Annotated in this window: 19 protein-coding genes and 1 tRNA gene; 12 read left to right on the top strand and 8 right to left on the bottom strand. The window is 69.2% G+C overall.

Annotation, left to right across the window (positions count from 1 at the left end; genetic code table 11):
* Nucleotides 1-60: 60 nt before the first annotated feature.
* From MVG78_RS05510 to MVG78_RS05500, 3 genes are all read left to right on the top strand, one after another.
* Entirely contained in the window at nucleotides 61-591 is a 531-nt protein-coding gene (locus MVG78_RS05510; RefSeq protein ID WP_247558927.1) for an invasion associated locus B family protein, read from the top strand.
* Nucleotides 588-1,814 (top strand): dual-specificity RNA methyltransferase RlmN, encoded by a 1,227-nt coding sequence (gene rlmN, locus MVG78_RS05505; protein WP_247558926.1) that lies wholly within the window; start codon nucleotides 588-590, stop codon nucleotides 1,812-1,814. The genes MVG78_RS05510 and rlmN overlap by 4 nt, the downstream gene beginning before the upstream one ends.
* A 300-nt stretch (nucleotides 1,815-2,114) precedes the next feature.
* Nucleotides 2,115-3,290, top strand: coding sequence for a YncE family protein (locus MVG78_RS05500; protein WP_247558925.1), 1,176 nt, complete (start codon nucleotides 2,115-2,117; stop codon nucleotides 3,288-3,290).
* Nucleotides 3,291-3,642: 352 nt separating this feature from the next.
* On the opposite strand, the gene MVG78_RS05495 is transcribed toward MVG78_RS05500, so the two are convergent.
* Nucleotides 3,643-5,820, bottom strand: coding sequence for a TonB-dependent siderophore receptor (locus MVG78_RS05495; RefSeq protein WP_247558924.1), 2,178 nt, complete (start codon nucleotides 5,818-5,820; stop codon nucleotides 3,643-3,645).
* Between the two features lie 138 nt (nucleotides 5,821-5,958).
* Here MVG78_RS05495 and MVG78_RS05490 point away from each other — a divergent pair, with 138 nt between their 5' ends.
* Nucleotides 5,959-6,768, top strand: a complete 810-nt coding sequence (locus MVG78_RS05490) for an NAD-dependent protein deacetylase (protein WP_247558923.1) — start codon at nucleotides 5,959-5,961, stop codon at nucleotides 6,766-6,768.
* 118 nt (nucleotides 6,769-6,886) lie between these two features.
* On the opposite strand, the gene lhpI is transcribed toward MVG78_RS05490, so the two are convergent.
* Nucleotides 6,887-7,819 carry a bifunctional Delta(1)-pyrroline-2-carboxylate/Delta(1)-piperideine-2-carboxylate reductase gene (gene lhpI / locus MVG78_RS05485; protein ID WP_247558922.1) on the bottom strand — a complete coding sequence of 311 codons (933 nt, stop codon included), beginning with the start codon at nucleotides 7,817-7,819 and terminating at the stop codon, nucleotides 6,887-6,889.
* 279 nt (nucleotides 7,820-8,098) lie between these two features.
* On the opposite strand from lhpI, the gene MVG78_RS05480 reads away from it, so the two are divergent.
* The 6 genes from MVG78_RS05480 (at nucleotide 8,099) to MVG78_RS05455 (ending at nucleotide 15,171) form a co-directional block, all read left to right on the top strand.
* Nucleotides 8,099-9,121 (top strand): amino acid ABC transporter substrate-binding protein, encoded by a 1,023-nt coding sequence (locus tag MVG78_RS05480; protein ID WP_247558920.1) that lies wholly within the window; start codon nucleotides 8,099-8,101, stop codon nucleotides 9,119-9,121.
* Nucleotides 9,122-9,214: 93 nt separating this feature from the next.
* The gene (locus MVG78_RS05475; protein ID WP_247558918.1) at nucleotides 9,215-10,417 is read left to right on the top strand and encodes an amino acid ABC transporter permease; all 1,203 of its coding nucleotides are present in this window, start codon (nucleotides 9,215-9,217) and stop codon (nucleotides 10,415-10,417) included.
* A gap of 16 nt (nucleotides 10,418-10,433) precedes the next feature.
* Nucleotides 10,434-11,567 carry an amino acid ABC transporter permease gene (locus tag MVG78_RS05470; protein ID WP_247558916.1) on the top strand — a complete coding sequence of 378 codons (1,134 nt, stop codon included), beginning with the start codon at nucleotides 10,434-10,436 and terminating at the stop codon, nucleotides 11,565-11,567.
* 26 nt (nucleotides 11,568-11,593) lie between these two features.
* The gene (locus MVG78_RS05465) at nucleotides 11,594-12,388 is read left to right on the top strand and encodes an amino acid ABC transporter ATP-binding protein (RefSeq protein ID WP_282615051.1); all 795 of its coding nucleotides are present in this window, start codon (nucleotides 11,594-11,596) and stop codon (nucleotides 12,386-12,388) included.
* 460 nt (nucleotides 12,389-12,848) lie between these two features.
* Nucleotides 12,849-14,744: a potassium transporter Kup gene (locus tag MVG78_RS05460; protein ID WP_428480800.1), complete on the top strand. Its 1,896-nt coding sequence runs from the start codon at nucleotides 12,849-12,851 to the stop codon at nucleotides 14,742-14,744.
* Nucleotides 14,745-14,796: 52 nt separating this feature from the next.
* Nucleotides 14,797-15,171 (top strand): hypothetical protein, encoded by a 375-nt coding sequence (locus tag MVG78_RS05455; RefSeq protein ID WP_247558914.1) that lies wholly within the window; start codon nucleotides 14,797-14,799, stop codon nucleotides 15,169-15,171.
* A 117-nt stretch (nucleotides 15,172-15,288) separates the two neighbouring features.
* Here MVG78_RS05455 and MVG78_RS05450 read toward each other — a convergent pair.
* Nucleotides 15,289-15,364: transfer RNA gene (locus MVG78_RS05450), tRNA-Ala, on the bottom strand.
* Nucleotides 15,365-15,519: 155 nt separating this feature from the next.
* On the opposite strand from MVG78_RS05450, the gene MVG78_RS05445 reads away from it, so the two are divergent.
* Complete coding sequence (locus MVG78_RS05445) at nucleotides 15,520-16,269, top strand: CoA transferase subunit A (protein WP_247558913.1); 750 nt, start codon at nucleotides 15,520-15,522, stop codon at nucleotides 16,267-16,269.
* 12 nt (nucleotides 16,270-16,281) lie between these two features.
* Nucleotides 16,282-16,932: a CoA transferase subunit B gene (locus MVG78_RS05440; protein ID WP_247558912.1), complete on the top strand. Its 651-nt coding sequence runs from the start codon at nucleotides 16,282-16,284 to the stop codon at nucleotides 16,930-16,932.
* A 141-nt stretch (nucleotides 16,933-17,073) separates the two neighbouring features.
* On the opposite strand, the gene MVG78_RS05435 is transcribed toward MVG78_RS05440, so the two are convergent.
* The 5 genes from MVG78_RS05435 to MVG78_RS05415 form a co-directional block, all read right to left on the bottom strand.
* Complete coding sequence (locus MVG78_RS05435) at nucleotides 17,074-17,319, bottom strand: hypothetical protein (RefSeq protein ID WP_247558911.1); 246 nt, start codon at nucleotides 17,317-17,319, stop codon at nucleotides 17,074-17,076.
* Between the two features lie 268 nt (nucleotides 17,320-17,587).
* On the bottom strand, nucleotides 17,588-18,067 hold the full coding sequence (locus tag MVG78_RS05430; protein ID WP_247558910.1) for a hypothetical protein: 480 nt from the start codon (nucleotides 18,065-18,067) through the stop codon (nucleotides 17,588-17,590).
* A gap of 87 nt (nucleotides 18,068-18,154) precedes the next feature.
* Nucleotides 18,155-18,961, bottom strand: coding sequence for an undecaprenyl-diphosphate phosphatase (locus tag MVG78_RS05425; protein WP_247558909.1), 807 nt, complete (start codon nucleotides 18,959-18,961; stop codon nucleotides 18,155-18,157).
* Nucleotides 18,962-19,131: 170 nt separating this feature from the next.
* Nucleotides 19,132-19,986 carry a prephenate dehydratase gene (locus tag MVG78_RS05420; RefSeq protein ID WP_247558908.1) on the bottom strand — a complete coding sequence of 285 codons (855 nt, stop codon included), beginning with the start codon at nucleotides 19,984-19,986 and terminating at the stop codon, nucleotides 19,132-19,134.
* Nucleotides 19,983-20,729 carry a 3-deoxy-manno-octulosonate cytidylyltransferase gene (locus MVG78_RS05415; RefSeq protein ID WP_247558907.1) on the bottom strand — a complete coding sequence of 249 codons (747 nt, stop codon included), beginning with the start codon at nucleotides 20,727-20,729 and terminating at the stop codon, nucleotides 19,983-19,985. Before MVG78_RS05415 ends, MVG78_RS05420 begins: the two co-directional genes overlap by 4 nt.
* Nucleotides 20,730-20,739 lie beyond the last annotated feature (10 nt).

The raw sequence follows: 20,739 nt of genomic DNA, 5'->3' as shown, positions 1-20,739 counted from the left end.
GGCTGATCCGGTCATCTCCGCGGTTGAACCGGGTGGCTTCGGGGCCTTATCTGCGCCGCCATGAAGCGATTGCTCCCTGTTCTCGCCCTCGCGCTCGTCTCCTTCGCCCAGATGCCGGAGGCCTCAGCGCAGAATCGTGCCGCCAGCGGCCCGCAGCGCCTCGGCAGCTTCGGCAGCTGGACGGCCGCGACCCATCAGGAGAGCGGGGGCAAGGTCTGCTATGCCTTCACCCGCGCGGCGAAGAGCGAGGGCGGCGGCAGCCGGCAGAACGTCATGCTGACGGTGACGCAGCGGCCGCAGGGGCGCGACCAGGTGGCGGCCTCGCTGGGCTATGCCTTCCGGCGCGAGAACAACCGCGATGCCGAGATCACCGGCGCGGTCGGCTCGAACGAGCTGCGTTTCTATGGCGTGCAGAACAACGCCTTCGCCCAGGAAGGCTCCGCCGCCGTGGCCGCCTTCAAGGCGGGGCGCGACCTCGTGATCAAGGGGCCGGGGCCGCAGGGCAAGGGCGCCACCACCGATACCTTCTCCCTCAGCGGCTTCTCCGCGGCCTATGAGGCGATCTCCAAGGAATGTCCCCCCCGCCGATGAGCGACGCCGCCCTCCAGACCCGTCCTGACGCGGCTTCCAGCCCGGCCGAACTGACCGAGGCCGAGGCCGCGCGCATCCTCGCCAAGTCGGCGATCTTCGCCCCGCCCCCGGCCACGCTGCCGGATGGGCGGCGCGACCTCGTCGGCCTGTCGCGGGCGGAGCTGGAGGCGGAGATGGTGGCGATGGGCGAGAAGCCCTTCCGCGCCCGCCAGATCTGGCACTGGATCTATCACCAGGGCGTGCGCGACTTCGCGCAGATGCCGACCATCGCGAAGCCGATGCAGCAGCGGCTGGCGGAGCGGTTCGTGGTGGGGCGGCCGGACGTGGCCACCGAGCAGCTCTCGAAGGATGGGACGCGCAAGTGGCTGTTCCGCTTCCGCGACGCGCAGCAGGTGGAGACGGTCTATATCCCCGACGGGCAGGAGGATCGCGGCGCCGTCTGCATCTCCACCCAGGTCGGCTGCACGCTGTCCTGCCGCTTCTGTCACACGGGGACGCAGAAGCTGGTGCGCAACCTGGGCGCCGCCGAGATCGTCGGCCAGTTCATGGCGGCGCGCGACAGCTATGGCGAATGGCCCTCCCCCAAGGACGGCACGCCGCGCCACCTGAGCAACATCGTCGTGATGGGGATGGGCGAGCCGCTCTACAACTACGAGAACGTCGCCAAGGCGCTGACCATCGTGATGGACAATGAGGGGATCGGCCTGTCGCGGCGGCGGATCACCCTGTCCACCTCCGGCGTCGTGCCGATGATGGACCGCTGTGGGCGGGAGCTGAATGTCGGCCTCGCCGTCAGCCTGCATGCGGTGACGGACGAGCTGCGCGACGAGATCGTGCCGCTGAACCGCAAGTATCCGATCGCCGAGCTGATGGCCGCCTGCCGGCGCTATCCCTCCGCCTCCAACGCCCGGCGCATCACCTTCGAATACGTGATGCTGGACGGGGTGAACGACAGCGAGGCCGAGGCGCGGGAGCTGGTGCGGCTGCTCAAGGGCATTCCGGCCAAGGTGAACCTGATCCCGTTCAATCCCTGGCCGGGCAGCGCCTACAGGACCTCGAAGCCCGAGGTGGTGCGGCGCTTCGCGGAGATCGTCAGCGATGCGGGGTATTCGGCGCCGATCCGCCGGCCGCGCGGGCGCGACATCCTGGCCGCCTGCGGGCAGTTGAAGACCGAGTCCGAGCGGCAGCGGCGGCCGGCGGCCGGGGAAACCCCGGCGGCCTGAGGCGCGCGGCCGTCCGGGACCGCTCTGTCCGGCGGCTGGCGGCGCCCGTTGACGGCGGACTGTCCCGACGCGGGGAGGCCGCTCGGGTCCTGGCAGAATGGCGGGAATGGCGGCGGCCTCCGTGGAAGCGGCGCCGGCCCTGCGCGTGGCATATGGGCGGCTCTGCCCATGGGCTTGCCGCGGCCGTATATGCGAATGATAATCATATTCTGATTCCAGACGCCTGCCCGCGCCCCTTCCGTCGGGCGCCACGATTCCCGCGCCGGGGCCGGGCTCCCGGCCCAGCATCAGGAGAGACACATGCACCGGCCCGCCAGCCCGTATCCGGGCACGACCGTGACCACGGCCGCGCCCGCCCCCGGCCCGGTCCTGCTGCGCCGGCGCGCGGCGCTGGGGCTTCTCGCGGGTGGCCTCGCCCTCGCCACCATGCGATCCGCCCGGGCGGCGGCGAAGGTCGTGAAGGCCGAGGTGGCGCCCGCCCTTTACGAACTGGCCTTCAGCCCGGCGCGGAATGCGCTGTACGTGCTTTCGGCGGGTGGTTTCGAGGAGGGTTCGCCGGCCAGCCATCTCTTCTGCCTCGACCCGGACAGCCTCGCGATCCGGTCGGAGCTGGTGTTGCCGCTGCGCGGCTTCGGGCTGGCGCTCGATGACGCGGGTGGCCGGCTCTATGTCGGCCATACCCTGGATGCCGCCGTCAGCGCCGTGGATCTCGGCGCGAACCGCATCGCCGGAACCCTGCGCCTGGCCAGCAAGGTGAAAGGCGAGGATGGCAAGGAGGATTATCCCTATAAGCTGCGGGAACTGCTCCTCGATCCTTCCGGGGAGCGCCTGTATCTGCCCGGTCTCGGCCTGAAGGACAGCCAGGTCTATGTCGTCGGCACGAAGGGGCTGACGGCGGAGAAGCCCATCACCGGCATCGGCCCCGGCGCGACCGGCATCTCCCTGGACCCGGCGAAGGACCGCCTCTTCATCTCCACCCTGGCGGGGCAGCTTTTCACCATCGACCGGAAGACGCAGGAGGTGCGCCATTCGGTGGAGGCCGGCGGCGCGGAGCAGCCGCTGAACCTCGCCTATGATCCCGCCAGCGGCGCCGTGCTGGCGGTGGACCAGGGCATGGAGAGCCTGACCCGCTACAAGGAGAAGATGATCCCGGGCTTCAAGTCGAAGAATCCCGGCAACCGCGTCGTGGCGGTGGAGCCGGAGAGCGGCAAGCTGCTCTGGGAGGCGGCGGTGGGCGAAGGGCCGGTGGCGCTGCGCCTCGATGCCGCGCGCCAGCGGCTTTTCGTCACCAACCGCGGCTCCGGCTCGGTCAGCGTGCTCGATACGGGCCGCCACAGCGTCACCGAGACCGTGCCGCTGCCGCCGCATCCCAACAGCCTGGCGCTGGACGAGAAGTCCGGCGCGGCCTTCGTCTCGATCAAGCTGCCGTTCAAGCAGATCAAGGAGAAGGACAGCGTGGCGCGGATCACGCTCTGATCGGGGCTTCGGCGCCGCATCCGGGGGAGAGGCGCTGCCTCTCCCCCCGTCCCCCTCTCCGCTGGGGACCGAAGCCGGTCCCCAGACCCCGGGCCTGAGTTGGCACCGCTGGATAAGGCCAGCCTGACACCCGATCCCTGGGAGCAGGTGGGTCGGCGGGGCTCCTGAGAAGAAGAAAAACACCCTGTCCGCGCTGTTGGCACCCGCAGCCGCCGGAGAGCCATGCTCTCCGGCGCGATCCGGTGTCAGCGAGTGCCAACGAACCGGGTCCAGGGCGCGCAGCGTCCTGGCGGATGGGGGTCCGGGGGTGAAGGCGGAGCCTTCCCCCGGGACAGAGCAACGCCGGCAGCCCTTACCAGCGATAGGCGAGCGTGGCGTAGACGGCGCGGCCGACGCCGTAGGAGCAGGAGGTGGCGTAGCAGGCGGCGAAGTAGTCCTTGTCGGCCAGGTTGGTGCCCGTCACGGTCATGCGCCACTGCTTGTAGTCCGCGCGCAGCATGGCGTCGTAGAGGGTGAAGCCCGGCGCGTGGAAGATCGGCGTGGTCGCCGTGGGCGTGTTGTTGGCCATGGTGTTGCCGACGTAGCGGATGCCCGCGCCGAGGCCGAGCGTCAGATCCTCCGACACCGGATAGCTGTAGTCGCCCCAGAGCGAGGCCATGTGGTTGGGCACGGTGGTCAGGCGGCGGCCGACATTGTTGGTGTTGCTGCGCGTCACCTCCGTCTCCTGCGCCGTATAGGCGCCGATCAGGCTGAGCCCGTCGGTGAGGGCGACACGGGCCTCCAGCTCCACGCCGCGCGACTGCGCCTCGCCGGTCTGGATGGAATAGTTCGCGTAGACCGGGTCGGTGGTCGTGACGTTCTTCTGCGTCAGCTCGAAATAGGCCGCCGAGAAGAGGCTGCGGCTGCCGGGCGGCTGGTACTTCACGCCGCCCTCGTACTGCGTGCCGGTGACGGGCTTGAAGGCCCCGCCGCCACGCTGCGGGGCATAGGTGCTGAGCACCGGCAGGAAGGAGGTTGCGTAGGAGATGTAGGGGGACAGGCCGAAATCGAAGGCGTAGAGCAGCGCGGCGCGGCCGGTGAGCGCGCTGTCATCCTGGCTGGTGTTTCTGCCGGTGAGGTTGTTGTGCGTGTCGGAACTGGCCCAGTCCTGCCGGCCGGTCAGGGTCAGGATCCAGTTGCCCAGCCGCGCCTGGTCCTGGGCATAGAGGCCGAGCTGGTTCTGCGTCTGGTTGTTCAGGGTGATGCTGGAGGCGCCGCGCGGCAGGGTGGGCACGGTGCCGTAGGACGGGTCATAGACATCCAGCGTCGTGGTGGCGCCCGCCCAGGTGCGGTTGCTGACGCGCTGGTAGCGGTAGTCGAGCCCGACCAGGGCGGTGTGGCGCAGCGGGCCGGTGTCGAAGCGCGCCTCGGCCTGGTTGTCCAGGGTCAGCGAGGCGGCGAGTGGCTGGTTGATCGAGGCGACGCGGTTGGCCCGCCGCCATTGCCCGGCGACGAGGCCGGAGGCGTAGATCGTGTTGTAGTCGAGGGACTGGTAGGTGTAGCGGAGGTTCTGCCGCAGCGTCAGCCAGTCGGTCGCCTGATGGTCCAACATGTAGCCCAGGCTGTACTGGCTCTTGCGGTAGGTGTCCCAGCCCGGCTCGCCCGTGGTGCGGCCGCGCGGGATCGTGCCGTTGGGATTGTAGAGCGCCGTTCCCTGTGGCGGCAGCCACTGGCCGGTCACGCCGTTGTCGTCGCGCAGATAGCTGCCGAGCAGGGTCAGGGTGGTGTCCGCCCGCGGGCGCCAGCGCAGCGACGGGGCGAGGTAGATGCGGTTGTCGGTGCCGCCGTCGAATTCCGTGTCGGCATCGCGGATGAGGCCGACGAAGCGGCCGAGCAGCGTGTCGTCGCCGGTCAGGCTGCCGCCGACATCCCACATGCCCTGGAGGCGGCCGAAGCTGCCGGCCTGGAAGGCGATCTGTCGCACCTGGCCCGGATAGGGCGTCTTGCTGACGGCATTGACCAGCCCGCCCAGATTGCCCTGGCCATAGAGGGCCGAGGTGGTGCCGCGGAGGAGTTCCATCCGTTCCATGCCCCAGGGCTCAATGCGGAAGGACTGCGCCGTCACCGGCGCCGGCACGCGCGTCCCGTCCAGGAAGACATCGGCGCTGAAGCCGCGGACGCTGAAATACTCGCCGCGATAGTCCGTGCCGCTGCTGAAGGCGCCGGGGCTGTAGCGCAGGGCCTCGTTGACCGAGCCGATGTTCAGCATCTCGATCTGGTCGCTGGTGATGACGGAGACGGATTGCGGCGTCTCCACCAGCGGCGTGTCGGTCTTGCTGCCGGTGGCGCTGCGCGTGGCGACCAGGCCCTCGACCGGGCCGCGCGCGGTTTCCGCCGGCCTGCCCCGCCCCTCCACGGAGACCGTGGGCAGGACCAGCGGCTGGCTGGTGGTCCCCTCGCCCGATTGCGCCCATGCGGCGGGGGCGGCGGCGGCCAGGCCGAGCAGGCCCAGGCAAAGAGGGAGGTGTTTCGAGGCTGAAGGAGCAGGCACGATTCGTCATCCCGAAGCGGAGGCGGGGGTTTAATTGATAATGGATATCAATCGCAACACTGTGAAACACCGTGCCTGTCGGATGCCTCGAATCCGGGTGCCCTGGCGCATCCCGGGGGGCGCCCACATCTTCCCTTCATGACCGATCCGGCGCCGCTCCAGGCCTTCCTCGACCGTCACCCGCGGCTCTTCCTCCTCACCGGCGCCGGCGTCAGCACGAATTCCGGCATCCCGGACTACCGGGACGCCGAAGGCCAGTGGAAGCGCAGCCCGCCTGTTACCCTCCAGGCCTTTCTGGGCCAGGGCACCACCCGCCGCCGGTACTGGGCCCGGGGCATGGTCGGCTGGCGGTTCTTCCGCACGGTGCGGCCGAACCGCGCGCATCTCGCGCTGACCCGGCTGGAGCAGCGGGGCGGGGTGGAGATTCTTCTCACCCAGAATGTGGATCGCCTGCATCAGGCGGCCGGCAGCCGGCGCGTCATCGACCTGCATGGGCGGCTGGACGTTGTCCGTTGCCTGGCCTGCGGCCACACGATGCCCCGCGAGGAGATGCAGGCGGAGCTGGTGCGCCTGAACCCGGACTGGGCCGGACTGGCCGCCGGGATCGCGCCCGATGGGGATGCCGATCTGGAGGGGCGGGATTTCGCAGGATTCGTTGTGCCGGACTGCCCCGTCTGCGGTGGGCTGCTGAAGCCGGATGTGGTGTTCTTCGGCGAGAACGTGCCGCGGGCGCGGGTGGAGGATGCCTTCCAGGCGCTGGAGCGTGCCGATGCCGTGCTGGTCGTAGGCTCCTCGCTGATGGTCTATTCGGGCTTCCGCTTCGTGCAGGCGGCGGTGAAGGCCGGCAAGCCGGTGGCGGCGGTGAATCTGGGCCGGACCCGGGCGGATGGGATGCTGGCGCTGAAGGTGGAACAGGGCTGCGAGGAGGCCCTGGCCTTTCTGCTCTGACCAGGCGGCCTGACTGCGGGCCTTGCCCTGTCCTCCGGGGGACAAGGCTCCGCCGTCGACGCAGTGCGTCGACGGCGGAGCCTTGCCCCCTGGGGGCGGAGGCAAGGTGCCGCGCGGTTCAGGTGGCGCGCTGGTAGGCCAGGGCGGCGGCGGCGAGGTCCTCGCCGGCCCAGCCGACGGATTTGAAGACGGTGATCTCCTCGGGGGAGCGGCGCCCCTGGGCCTCGCCCCGGCAGAGCTGGGCCAGGTCGGCGGCGATGTCCGCTTCGGTGATGGCACCCTCGGCGATGGCCTGGACCACGTCGCCGGCCTCGGCCAGGGCGCCGGGGCGGGTGTCCACCACGAGGCGGGCGCGGGCCAGGAGGGGGCCGTCGCTTTCGCGCATGGTGGGGCGGAACGCCCCGACGAGATCCACATGGGTGCCCGGGCGGACGGAGTCGCCTGTGACCAGCGGCGTGGCCGAGAGGGTGGCGCAGGCGATGATGTCGGCCGAGGCGAGGTCCGGTTGCGGCACGGACTCGGCGGGCAGGCCCTCGGCGCGCAGGTGGCGGGCCAGGGTCTGGGCGTTTTCCGGGCGGCGCGACCAGATGGCGACCTGTTCCAGGGGGAAGGTGCTGGCGTAGCAGGCGGCCAGCGCCTCGGCGACGCGGCCGCTGCCCATGATGAGCAGGCGGCGGCTGCCGGGGCGGGCCAGGAACCGGGCGGCGAGGACGCTGCTGGCCGCCGTGCGGCGGTCGGTCAGGGCGCCACCATCCAGCAGGGCCAGGGCCTCCCCGGTGCGGCCGTCGGAGAGCAGGTAGGAGGACTGGACGGCGGGCAGGCCGGCGGAGGCGTTCGCTGGCATGACATGCACGATCTTGACCCCCGTGAAGCGGTCTGCCCACCAGGCGGGCATCAGCAGGAGCGAGCCGGTGGCATCCGGGCCGTTCGGCACGGGGTGGTGATGGCGCAGCGGGGCCTCGCAGCCGAGGCGGAAGACCTCCTCCAGCGCGGCGAGCAGTTCCGGCCAGGGGAGCAGCCGGTCCAGGTCCGTTTTCGGGATGATGCGCATGGTGGTGGGCCTTCCGCGGGCTGGGGTTCGGGCGGGCCTGTTCCAGTTCATGGCACGGCCCTTGCTGGCTACGGCGGGCTCTTATGGCGCAGATTCGGGCAGAAGCCGATGCGAAGCGAGGATTTGCGCCGTTCGAAGGTCAAGGGTATCGATTTACGCAGGGCTGCCAGACCGGAATGTAGGACCCCGGAATGATGGCCCACCGTGCCGGGCAACGGGCGGGATCTGTGGAATCCATTTTGGAGAGTTCAGGGAATGCGGCCTTTTCGGCTTGCCGTCATGCTCGGGTCCCTTGGCGCCCTGGCGCTCGGGGCTTTCGCGACGCCGGCTGCGGCACAGCAGGCACCCGCGGCTCCGGCCGGGGCGACGCTGGGAGCGATCAAGTCCCGCGGCAGCCTCGTCTGCGGGGTGAACACCGGGCTGGCGGGCTTCGCCCAGCCGGACAGCCAGGGCGTGTGGCGCGGCTTCGACGTGGACTACTGCAAGGCGGTGGCGGCGGCGATCTTCGGCGATGCCAGCAAGGTGCGCTACGTGCCGACCACGGCGCAGAACCGCTTCACCGCGCTGCAGTCGGGCGAGGTGGACATGCTGGCGCGCAACACGACCTGGACACTGTCGCGCGACACCAGCCTGGGCTTCGATTTCGCGGCGACGACCTTCTATGACGGCCAGGGCTTCATGGTGAAGACGTCGCTGGGGGTGAAGAGCGCCAAGGAGCTGGACGGCGCCACGATCTGCGTGCAGCCGGGCACCACCACCGAGCAGAACCTGACCGACTGGGCGCGGGCCAGCAACATCAAGTTCACCCCGGTGGTGATCGAGCGGCTGGAGGAGCTGGTGAGCGCCTTCGTGGCCGGGCGCTGCGATGCCTATACGACCGATGCCTCGGGGCTGGCGGCGACGCGTTCCACCCAGCCGAAGCCGGACGACTACGTGATCCTGCCGGAGCTGATCAGCAAGGAGCCGCTGGCGCCGGCGGTGCGGCAGGGCGACCCGGGCTTCGCCGACCTCGTGCGCTGGACGCATTTCGCGCTGGTGACCGCGGAAGAGCTGGGGATCGATTCCAAGAACGTGGATTCGATGGCGAACAGCCCGAACCCGGACATCCAGCGCTTCGTCGGCAAGAACGGCGACCTGGGCAAGATGCTGGGCGTGTCGAACGACTGGGCGGTGCAGATCATCAAGGCCGTGGGCAATTATGGCGAGGTGTTCGACCGCAACCTGAAGGCGATCGGCCTGCCCCGCGGCAAGAACGCGCTGTGGACCAAGGAAGGGCTGCAATACGCGCCGCCGATGCGCTGAGCTGAGCTGAACGCCGCGGGCCGGGTCCGGCCCGCGGCATTTTCCTCCGGACGCGGCCCGCAGAAGGCCGGACAGACGCAAGGGGCTTTCCCGATGTCGCAGAGCTCGACGGACCCGCGCACCATGAAGGCGCCCCCGAAGAAAGCCTTCCGCCTGAGCTGGCGGGACGAGCGGGTGCGCTCGATCGTCTGGCAGGTGCTGATCCTGGGGCTGGTGGTGGCCATCGTCTGGTGGCTGGCCAGCAACACCGCGCGCAACCTGGAGGTGCGGCGCATCGCCACGGGCTTCGGCTTCCTCTGGCGCGAGGCCGGGCTGCCGATCGGCGAGCACCTGATCGAGTACTCGCCCACCAGCACCTATTTCCGCGCCCTGACGGTGGGCGTGCTGAACACGCTGAAGGTGGCGGTGGTGGGCGTGATCCTGGCCACGGTCTTCGGCACGATGGTGGGCATCGCGCGGCTGTCGAAGAACTGGCTGCTGAGCAAGATCGCGGCGGTCTATGTCGAGGCGGTGCGCGACGTGCCGCTGCTGCTGCAACTGCTGTTCTGGTACACGATCATGCAGGGGCTCCCCGCCCCGCGGCAGTCGCTGAACCCGGTGACGGGCGTGTTCCTGAGCAATCGCGGGCTGAAGCTGCCCTGGGTCGAGTGGACGGAGGCGCACAACTGGGCGCTGCTGGGCCTCGTGGCGGGGGTGGCCGGCACCTGGGCCTATGCCCGCTCCGCTCGGGCGAAGCAGATGCAGGACGGGCAGCCGCGCCGGGTCTGGCCGGTGGGGCTGGGGCTGATCCTCGGCCTGCCGATCGTGATCTGGGGGGTGCTGGGCGCGCCCTGGACGCCGGACATCCCGGCGCTGCGCGGCTTCAACTTCCAGGGCGGCATCACGGTGAGCCCGGAATATTTCGCGCTGCTGCTGGGCCTGGTGATGTACACGGCGGCCTTCATCGCCGAGATCGTGCGCGCCGGCATCACCTCCGTGCCGCAGGGGCAGTGGGAGGCGGCGCAGGCGCTGGGGCTGCGGCCGGGGATGATGCTGCGGCGGATCATCCTGCCGCAGGCGCTGCGGGTGATCATCCCGCCGATGACCAGCCAGTACCTGAACCTGACGAAGAACTCCTCGCTGGCGGTGGCCATCGGCTATCAGGACATCGTGTCCATCGCCAACACGACGCTGAACCAGACGGGGCAGGCGATCGAGGGCATCGCCATCATCATGCTGGTCTACCTGACCATCAGCCTGAGCATCAGCCTGTTCATGAACTGGTACAACACGCGCATCGCGCTGGTGGAACGCTGAGAGAGGGAGAGGCAGCATGAGCGACATCACCCTCAACACCGCCGCCGCCAATTCGCCCGAGGCGGCGCCGCGCCAGCCCCCCACCACGGTGGTGGGGCCGGTGGCTTGGCTGCGGGCGAACCTGTTCTCCTCCTGGTGGTCCACCGCGGTCACGCTGGCGCTGATCTATCTGATCGTGCGCTGGGCGATCGGCTTCGTGGACTGGGCCTTCCTGAACGCCGTCTGGTATGTGCCGGACAACCAGACCCAGGCCTGCCGCGCGGTGCAGGGCACGGGCGCCTGCTGGGCGGTGATCACGGAGAAGTACCGCTTCATCCTCTTCGCCACCTACCCCTATGACGAGCAGTGGCGGCCGGCGCTGGTCTGCCTGCTGTTCATCGGGCTCTATATCGTCTCCGCCATGCGGCGCTTCTGGCGGTGGGAGCTGGGGGTGGTGTGGCTGGTGACGCTGGCCGTCATCGCGCTGCTGATGTGGGGGGGCGTGTTCGGTCTCACCTATGTGCCGCAGGAGCGCTGGGGCGGGCTGCCGATCACGCTGATCCTGTCCACCTTCGGCATCGCGGTGGCGTTCCCGCTGTCGATCCTGGTGGCGCTGGGGCGGCGCTCCTCGATGCCGGCGATCCGGCTGCTCTGCATCGTCTATGTCGAGCTGATCCGCGGCGTGCCGCTGATCTCGCTGCTGTTCATGGCGAGCGTGATGTTCCCGCTGTTCCTTCCCGAGGGGATGAACATCGACAAGCTGCTGCGCGCGCAGATCGCCATCATCCTCTTCGCCGCCGCCTATCTGGCGGAGGTGGTGCGCGGCGGGCTGCAGGCGCTGAGCAAGGGGCAGTACGAGGCGGCGGACGCGCTGGGCCTGAGCTACTGGAAGAAGACCGGGCTGATCGTGCTGCCGCAGGCGCTGCGCCTCGTGATCCCGCCGCTGGTGAACACCTTCATCGGCTTCTTCAAGGACACGTCGCTGGTGCTGATCATCGGCATCTTCGACCTGCTGACCGCTGCCAAGACCGCGATCGTGGAGCCCGCCTGGCAGGGCTTCGGCATCGAGGTCTATGTCGTGGTGGCGCTGATCTATTTCTGCTTCTGCTTCGCCATGTCGCGCTACAGCCAGAACCTCGAGGCCGAGCTCAACCGGCACCGCCGGCGCTGACCCCCTTTTCCCCGGAGAGTGACACCATGAGCGCAACGCTGAGCCCGGAACCGCAGCTCGCCTCCGCCGTGCAGACGGGGGCGCCGCCGGCGATCCTGCTGGAGAACGTGAACAAGTGGTACGGCACGATGCATGTGCTGCGGGACGTGAACCTGCAGGTGGCGGCGGGGGAGCGGGTGGTGGTGTGCGGGCCCTCGGGCTCGGGCAAGTCCACCATGATCCGCTGCATCAACCGGCTGGAGCAGCACCAGCAGGGCCGGATCGTGGTGGACGGGGTGGAGCTGACGGATGACATCCGGGCGCTGGACGCCATCCGGCGCGAGGTCGGCATGGTGTTCCAGAGCTTCAACCTGTTTCCGCACCTGACGATCCTGCAGAACTGCACCCTGGCGCCGATCTGGGTGCGCAAGGTGCCGAAGGCGCAGGCCGAGGAGGAGGCCATGGAGTACCTGCGCAAGGTCAAGATCCCCGACCAGGCCAACAAGTACCCGGGGCAGCTTTCGGGCGGGCAGCAGCAGCGCGTGGCGATCGCCCGGGCGTTGTGCATGAAGCCCAAGATCATGCTGTTCGACGAGCCGACCTCGGCGCTGGACCCGGAGATGATCAAGGAGGTGCTGGACACCATGGTCAGCCTGGCGGAAAGCGGCATGACCATGATCTGCGTGACCCACGAGATGGGCTTCGCCCGCACCGTGGCCGACCGGGTGGTGTTCATGGACCGGGGCGAGGTGGTCGAATCCGGCACGCCGGAGGAGATGTTCAACAACCCCCGCACAGACCGCCTGCGCGCCTTCCTGTCGCAGATCCTGCGCGGGCACTGATCCCCTCCGGAGGGGGTGCCTTTGGGGGCAAGGCTTTGCCTCGCCCCCAAACCCCCACTCTACCAGGACCCTGCGGGCCCTGGACCCGGTTCGCTGGCACTTGCTGATGCCGGATCGCGCCGGAGAGCATCGCGCTCCGGCGACGGCGGCCGCCACCAGCGCGAAGAGGGTGCATTTTTCCTTTCGGGAGCGCCGCTGATCCACCTGCTCCCAGGGATCGGCCTGCGGGCTGGTGGAACCACCCGTGCCAACGAAAGGCGGGGTCTGGGGGGATACCATCCCCCCAGCGGAGGGGGCCGGGGGAGGCGGAGCCTCAGCCCGGGGCCGGCCACGAAAGCGGCGCGCACAGGAAATTCAGCAGCGGGCGGGGGGATGGACTCGCACGGTCCGGAGAGGGGGCTGGGGGCGGACCTTGCGGGCGTCTCCGCCTCCGGCGTATGCCTTGGGGCTCCACTGGAATATTCCGGACATCGTGACACCGACCACGTCCAGCAGTGAATCCCGCCCTTTGAGCATCGGCCTTGTGGTGGGGGTTCTCGGCGTCGTCTTCGGCGATATCGGCACCAGCCCGCTCTATGCGCTCCGGGCCGCACTCGTGCATTTCGCCTCCGACGGGCTGGAGCGCTGGGAGATCCTGGGGGTCCTCAGCCTGATCGTCTGGTCGGTCATCATCGTGGTGACCGTGAAATACGTGCTGATCGTGCTGCGTGCGGACAACCGGGGCGAAGGCGGCATCCTGGCGCTGATGGCCCTGGCGCAGCGCGCGGTGGGAACCGAGCGGGGGCGTCACATGGTGGCGCTGATCGGCATCGCCGGGGCCTGCCTGTTCTTCGGCGACGGGATCATCACCCCCGCGATCTCCGTGCTCTCGGCGGTGGAGGGGCTGAAGGTGATCTCGCCCACCTTCGGGGAGATCGTGGTGCCGGTCTCGCTGGCGGTGCTGATCGGGCTGTTCCTGATCCAGTATCGCGGCACCCATGCGATGGGGCGGATCTTCGGCCCGGTGATGGTGCTGTGGTTCGGGCTGATCGGGCTGCTGGGGCTGATCGAGATCCTGCGCGAGCCGGGGGTGCTGGAGGCGCTGTCGCCGCACCATGCCATCCAGTTCTGCGTCGCCTACCGGCTGGCGGCCTTCATCGCCCTGGGATCGGTGGTGCTGGCGGTGACGGGGGCGGAGGCGCTCTATGCCGATATGGGGCATTTCGGAAAGCGGCCGATCCGGATGGCCTGGCTGGGCTTCGTGCTGCCTTCGCTGATCCTGAACTATCTGGGCCAGGGCGCGCTGGTGCTGAACAACACCGAGGCGCTGGAGAACCCCTTCTTCCTGCTGGCGCCGGACTGGCTGCGGCTGCCGATGGTGGTGCTGGCGACGCTGGCCACGATCATCGCCAGCCAGGCGATGATCTCGGGCGCCTTTTCCATCGCGCGGCAATGCGTGCAGCTCGGCCTGCTGCCGCGGCTGGTGGTGAAGCACACCAGCGAGACGGAGGAGGGGCAGATCTATGTGCCCCAGGTGAACTTCTCGCTGCTGGCCGGGGTGGTGGTGCTGGTGGTGGCCTTCCGCAACTCCGACAGCCTGGCGGCGGCCTATGGCATCGCGGTGACGGGGACGTTCGTGGCGACCTCCTGCCTCGCCGCCATCGTCTTCCACCGCCGGTTCCAGTGGTCCTGGTGGCTGGTGACGCTGGTCTTCCTGCCGCTCCTGCTGCTGGACCTCGCCTTCTTCATCTCCAACGTGCTGAAGATCCCCGATGGCGGCTGGGTGCCGCTGCTGCTGGGGGCGGTGCTCTATGTGCAGATGCTGACCTGGCGGCGCGGGCGGGAGTTGCTGTTCCGGCGCTTCCAGCAGGACAGCCTGCCGCTGAAGTCCTTCCTGGCACGGCTGCCGCAGTCGCGCACCATCCGGGTGCCGGGGATCGCGATCTTCATGACGGGGCAGGCGGACTACGTGCCCAACGCGCTGCTGCACAACCTGAAGCACAACAAGGTGCTGCACGAGCGGATCGTGTTCGTCACGGTGCTCAACGAGGATGTGCCGCAGGTGCGCGACCGGGGTTCGGCGGAGGAGCTGGGGCCCGGGATCTATCGCGTGCTGCTGCGCTATGGCTTCCTGGAGAGCCCGAACATCCCGCGCGACCTGGAGATGATGCACGAGACGATGGGCGTGCCCTTCGAGCCGATGCAGGCCTCCTATTTCCTGGGACGCGAGACGGTGGTGGCGGCCTCCGTGCCGAAGATGCCGGGCTGGCAGCAGTGGCTGTTCACGCTGATGAGCCGCAACTCGCTGCCCGCGACGGAGTTTTTCCGAATCCCCAGCGACCGCGTGGTGGAACTGGGTGCGCGCGTGGCCATCTGAGCCCCCTTGGCTGGGGGCCTCGGCCGCCGCGATCCGCTGAAGGAGGTGGCATTTGGCCCTGCTGATCCTCTCCCCGAGTGGCGGGGCGAGCCTTCCGGAAGGAAGCCGCGACCATCGCTATGAGATCACGCTGACCCTGGGGCCGGACGGGCTCCCCTCCCCCGAGGCCTGGCATGCGGACCCGAATCCCTGGCCGGCGCGGCGCCTCTGGCCGGGCGAGGGCCTGACGGAGGGGGATGTGCAGTATGACGAGGACATGGGCTGGGCGCTGCGCTTCTTCGGGCAGGGCGGGCAGGCTTCGGCCGCGATGGATGCGCCGCTGCATGCGGTGATGCAGTTGCGGGCGCGGCTGCGGCCCGGCGAGAATGTCACGATCGTGGAGGCGGACGGGCAGGAGCATGCCTGGCGGGTGGTCAGCCTGAGCTGAAGCGGGGCTGCCGCGGTCTGGGCGGAGGTTCCTGGCGGGGACCCGGCTGCGATGGCGGCGCGTGAGTGGGGGCCGAAAAAGGCTCGAGGGGTTTCCGTTTCCGGAAACCCCTCGTCATGGTGGAGCCAATCGGAATCGAACCGACGACCTCCTGAATGCCATTCAGGCGCTCTCCCAACTGAGCTATGGCCCCGCCGTGCTGCGGTGAACGGGCTTTTAGCCGCGTCCGCAGACCCCCGCAAGCCCCCTACCGTGACTTTAAAACATGCGCGCGACGGATTACCGTGCCGCGAAATCCGCAGGGCAATGGGCCAGCGCACGGGGCCGGGCAGAGGCCAGGGAGTGGGAATGAGCAGAAAGGTTTACGACAGTCCGGCGGCGGCGCTGGACGGGTTGCTGCATGACGGGATGCTGATCCATTCCGGTGGCTTCGGGCTTTGCGGCATTCCGGCGGCGCTGATCGAGGCGGTGCGGGACAGCGGCGCGAGGGACCTGACGGTCGTGTCCAACAATGCGGGCATCGACGGGGCGGGGTTGGGGCTGCTGCTGGAGACGCGGCAGATCCGCAAAATGATCTCCTCCTATGTCGGCGAGAATGCCGAGTTTGCGCGGCAGTACCTGGCCGGGGAGCTGGAGATCGAGTTCAACCCGCAGGGGACGCTGGCCGAGCGCATCCGCGCGGGCGGGGCGGGCATCCCGGCCTTCTTCACCCGCACCGGCGTCGGCACCGCGGTGGCCGAGGGCAAGGAGGTGCGGAACTTCGACGGTCATGACTATGTGATGGAACGGGGGATCTTCGCCGATCTCGCGCTCGTCCATGCCTGGAAGGCGGATACCGAGGGCAACCTTGTCTTCCGCAAGACGGCGCGGAACTTCAACCCGATGATGGCGACCGCCGCCAAGGTGACGGTGGTGCAGGTGGAGGAGCTGGTGGAGCCCGGGGAGATCGACCCGGACCAGATCCACACGCCGGGGATCTATGTGCAGCGGATCGTGAAGCTGCCCGCGGGCTACGAGAAGCGGATCGAGCAGCGCACCGTGCGCAAGCGCGGCGGGACGGCTTCCGCCGCCGCCGGTTCCGACCCCGCCACCGCCTGAGGAGACGCGACGATGCCCTGGACCCGCGACGAGATGGCGGCGCGCGCCGCCCGCGAGCTTGAGGACGGTTTCTACGTGAATCTCGGGATCGGCATCCCGACGCTGGTGGCGAACCACATCCCGGAGGGTGTGAACGTCCAGTTGCAGAGCGAGAACGGCATGCTGGGCATGGGCCCCTTCCCCTATGAGGGCGAGGAGGACCCGGACCTGATCAATGCCGGCAAGCAGACCGTGACGGCGCTGCCGACCACCTCCTTCTTCTCCTCCGCCGACAGTTTCGCGATGATCCGCGGCGGGCATATCGACCTGTCGGTGCTGGGTGCGCTGCAGGTGGCGGAGAATGGGGACCTGGCGAACTGGATGGTGCCGGGGAAGATGGTGAAGGGCATGGGCGGGGCGATGGACCTCGTCGCCGGCGTGAAGCGCGTGGTGGTGCTGATGGAGCACACCGCCAAGGGCGCGCCGAAGCTGCTGCACAGCTGCAACCTGCCGCTCACCGGCAAGGGTGTGGTGGATCTGGTGATCACCGAGCTCGCCGTCTTCTCCATCGACAAGGAGGCGGGGAAGATGGAGCTGATCGAGCTGGCGCCGGGCGTGACCCTTGATGAGGTGCGCGGCAAGACCGAGGCGGACTACACGGTGGCGTCCGGCCTCGCTGGCTGAGAGCCTCGCCGGCAGGGGCTGGCGGAGGCCGCCGGAATGGCGGTGCCGCCTCCCCTGACGGGAGAGTGATGGGGCATGAAAAAGGGCGGCCGGTTTTCCCGGCCGCCCTTTCCCGTTCCGCGGCCCGGAGGCGTGCGGGGGTTACGAGCGCTTCAGCGTGAGCGTGTAGGTGCAGGCGCCGCTCTGCGTCACAGCCTTGCCGGTGAAGGTGCCGGGGGCGAAGGTGCCGGTGGTCTGGCCACCATCGAACAGGTAATCGACGCCGCCATCGGCGTGGATCTTGGTCTCGACCTCGGCACGGCGGAACCAGCGGAACACGGCCTGACCGTTGGCGACGGTGCTGGTCACCGCCACGCGGGCGGGACGGCAGGCGCGCTGGTTGGCCACGGCGTAGCCGGTGTAGACGCCGTCGAGGCCGGGCGGGAAGGCCGGGGCCTCAACGACGGGAGCGGGCGCCGGCGGCGGCGGGGGGGAGGGCTGCTGGCGCAGGCCGCGACCGCGGCGAGCAGGGGAAGGGCAAAGAAAAGACGGGCATTCATCCCGCATACTCCCTGGTTCTTCTGGACGAATCGTGACGATCCGCCTGTTACAAGCAAGAACAGACAACGGCTCTGGTTGCTACCACGGAAAGAGATGAGGCCGTCACTTTTTGGCATCACTGTATTGTGGAAGACACGCTCGCCGCGGGCTTTGCGCCATTGTCCGAAGTGGAGCGCAGGGCCTGGAGGCTGCGCCGGTCCGTCTCTATCTGGCGGCGCATTTCCTCGAGCTGCTTTTCGCGCCCGGCGAGGCGCTGCTCCAGATCGCCGATCGCGGCGGCGGATGGCTGGGGCTGTTGGGCCTGCGGGGGTGTGCGGGGCGGCGTGCTGCGGGCGACGCGGCGTGGCGCGGTGCGGGCGGGTTGTGCCGGCACGGGCTGGGTCCAGACCGGCAGGGGCGCCACGGGTGGCGGCGGGATGGCTGCGGCGGGCGCGATGGAAGGTGGGGGCTGAAAGCGCTGCAAGGGCTGGAGGGCGAGTTCCAGCATGTCGCGGCGTGGGCCGACATCGTTCGGCCACATCTGGGCGCTGGCGGGACCCGGCACGAACCCGGCCAGCAGCAGGGCGGGAAGCGCGAGAGCGGCGATGCGGCGCATGGGACCTCGGGGGAGACTTTCCTGTCGTGGCGCCCGGCGCCACTTCCGGGCGAGCCTAGCGCAGGTGTTTCCCCCGAGGGTAGTTCCTCAGCGCAGGCCGAGGAGCGCCAGCATCACGAGGCCGAGGGCGATGCGGTACCAGCCGAAGGGCTGGAAGCCCATGCGGCTGATGTGGCGGATCACCCAGCGGACCACCAGCAGCGCCACGACGAAGGCGGCGGCGAAGCCGATCGCGATCTCGCTGATGTCGCCGACAGCGAGCTCGGCGCGGGCCTTGTAGAGGCTGTAGACCGTGGCGGCGAGCATGGTGGGGATGGCGAGGAGGAAGGAGAACTCGGCCGCTGCCTTGCGTTCCACGCCGAAGAGCAGGGCGAAGATGATGGTGGCGCCGGAGCGGCTGGTGCCGGGGATCATGGCGAGCACCTGGCCGAAGCCGATCAGCAGGGCGGAGAGCGGGCCGATTTCCGCGATGGAGTGGATGTTCGGCTTGGGGCGGTTGCGTTCGATGATGATGAGCGCGACGCCGCCGATGATCAGGGCGAAGCAGACGACATAGGGGTTGAACAGGACCTCGGTGATGGTCTTGTGCAGCAGGGCGCCGAGCACCATCGCCGGGATGAAGGCGAGGATCAGGTTGACCACCGCGTAGCGTTCGCGCGAGCGCGGAACCCAGAAACCGGTGGCCATGGCGATGAGGTCACGCCAGTAGACGACGATGACGGCCAGGATGGCGCCGAGCTGGATGACGATCTCGAAGGTCTTGCCGGGCGGGCCCTGGAAGCCGATCAGGTCGCTGAGCAGGATCAGGTGGCCGGTGGAGGAGATGGGCAGGAATTCGGTCAGCCCCTCCACGATCCCCATTAGCAGGGCCGGAAGAATAGTGGCGAGATCCATGCGGGCCGCTGCTCCTGCGTCTCAAGGGCGTCTCAAGAAATAGGCTGCGCGTCAGGACCGGGAAGAATATTCACCAGCCTGGATGCGCCTGCGGTTCTTGTGGAGCATTCCGGATGCAGGCGGAAGGCAGGAATCCGGCTCGGATATGAATATTTGGCCGGGCTTATGTCTTATAGCGGAGCCTCTTCCTGCTGCCGGCGATAGGCATGGCCGGGATAGGCGCCGAGAACGTGCATCTGGCGCGAGAAGTAGCGCAGTTCCTCGAAAGCGCGTTGCAGCGGCGGGCTGTCGGGATGGCCGTCCACGTCGCAGAGGAACTGCGTCGAGGCGAAGCGGCCGTCGAGCATGTAGGATTCGAGCTTGGTGATGTTCACGCCATTGGTGGCGAAGCCGCCGAGTGCCTTGTAGAGCGCGGCGGGGACGCTGCGGGTGCGGAAGACCAGGGTGGTGACGCAGCCGGGCGTGTCCGGCGGCGGCAGGGTTGCCTCGCGCGACATGACGTAGAAGCGGGTGGTGTTGTGGGCCGCGTCCTCGACGTTGCGGCGGAGGATGTCGAGGCCGTAGAGCTCAGCGGCGAGGGAGGAGGCGACGGCGGCGTCCTCGATGCCGCCGCGCTGGGCGACGAGCTGGGCGGCGCCGGCGGTGTCGGCCTCGATCACCGCCTGCAGGCCGGTCTCGCGCAGCAGGTCGAGGATCTGGCCGAGCGCCACGGGGTGGCTGTGGATGCGCTTCAGGCTGTCCAGGGTGGCGCCCTTCGGGGCCATCAGGCAGTGCTCGACGCGCTCGAAATGCTCACCCACCACATGCAGGCCCGAATCGGGCAGCAGGCGGTGGATGTCGGGGACGCGGCCGGCCAGGCTGTTCTCGCAGGGGAGCATGGCGAGATCGGCCCTGCCCTCCCGCACCGCGGCCATGGCGGCCTCGAAGGAGGGGCAGGGCAGCGTGGTCCAGCCCGGATAGGCGGCGCGGCAGGCGAGGTCGGAATAGGCCCCCGGCATGCCCTGGAAGGCGATGGTCTGGCTCATGCAGCCTGGCTCCCGGATGCGAGGGTCCTGCGGGCCCGTTCGAGGTCGGCTGGGGTGTCCACGCCGAAGGGGGCGTGATCGACGCGGACCACGCCGATGCGCATCCCGGCCTCCAGGGCGCGGAGTTGCTCCAGCTTCTCGCGCTTCTCCAGCGCGCCCTCGGGCAGGGCGACGAAGCGGGCGAGCGCCGGGCGGCGATAGGCGTAGACGCCGATATGGTGCCAGTGCGGCCCTTCGCCGGAGGGGATGATGTTGCGCGAGAAATAGAGGGCGGGCGCGACGGCGACGCCGCGCGGGAAGGCGCAGGCGACCTTGACCACGGAGGGGGCGGCGGCTTCCCCGGGATCGGTGATCGGGGCGACGAGGGTGCCGATATCGACGCGCTGGTCGGCCAGCGGCGCGAGCACGGCGCGCAGCATGTCCGGCGGCATGGTGGGCAGGTCGCCCTGGAGGTTCACCACCACGTCATGCGCCCCCACCGGGTCGATGGTGGCGAGGGCGAGGTTGATGCGATCCGTGCCGGAGGGCACGTCGTCGGCGACCAGGATGGCGGTGCCGCCGGCGGCGCGGACGGCCTCGGCGATCTCGGGCCTGTCGCAGGCGACGGCGACCGGGCCGATATCGGCCTCCCGCGCCCGGTCGAGGACGTGGACGATCATCGGCTTGCCATGGATGTCGGCGAGAGGCTTGTCCGGCAGGCGGGTGGAGGCCATCCGGGCCGGGATCAGGACGAGCGGGCGCACGGGTTGTGAG

The sequence above is a fragment of the Roseomonas gilardii subsp. gilardii genome (assembly GCF_023078375.1).
GTDB lineage: Bacteria > Pseudomonadota > Alphaproteobacteria > Acetobacterales > Acetobacteraceae > Roseomonas > Roseomonas gilardii.
Note: the sequence above shows the minus strand (reverse complement) of the source record. Positions and strands in the feature narration are given on the sequence as shown.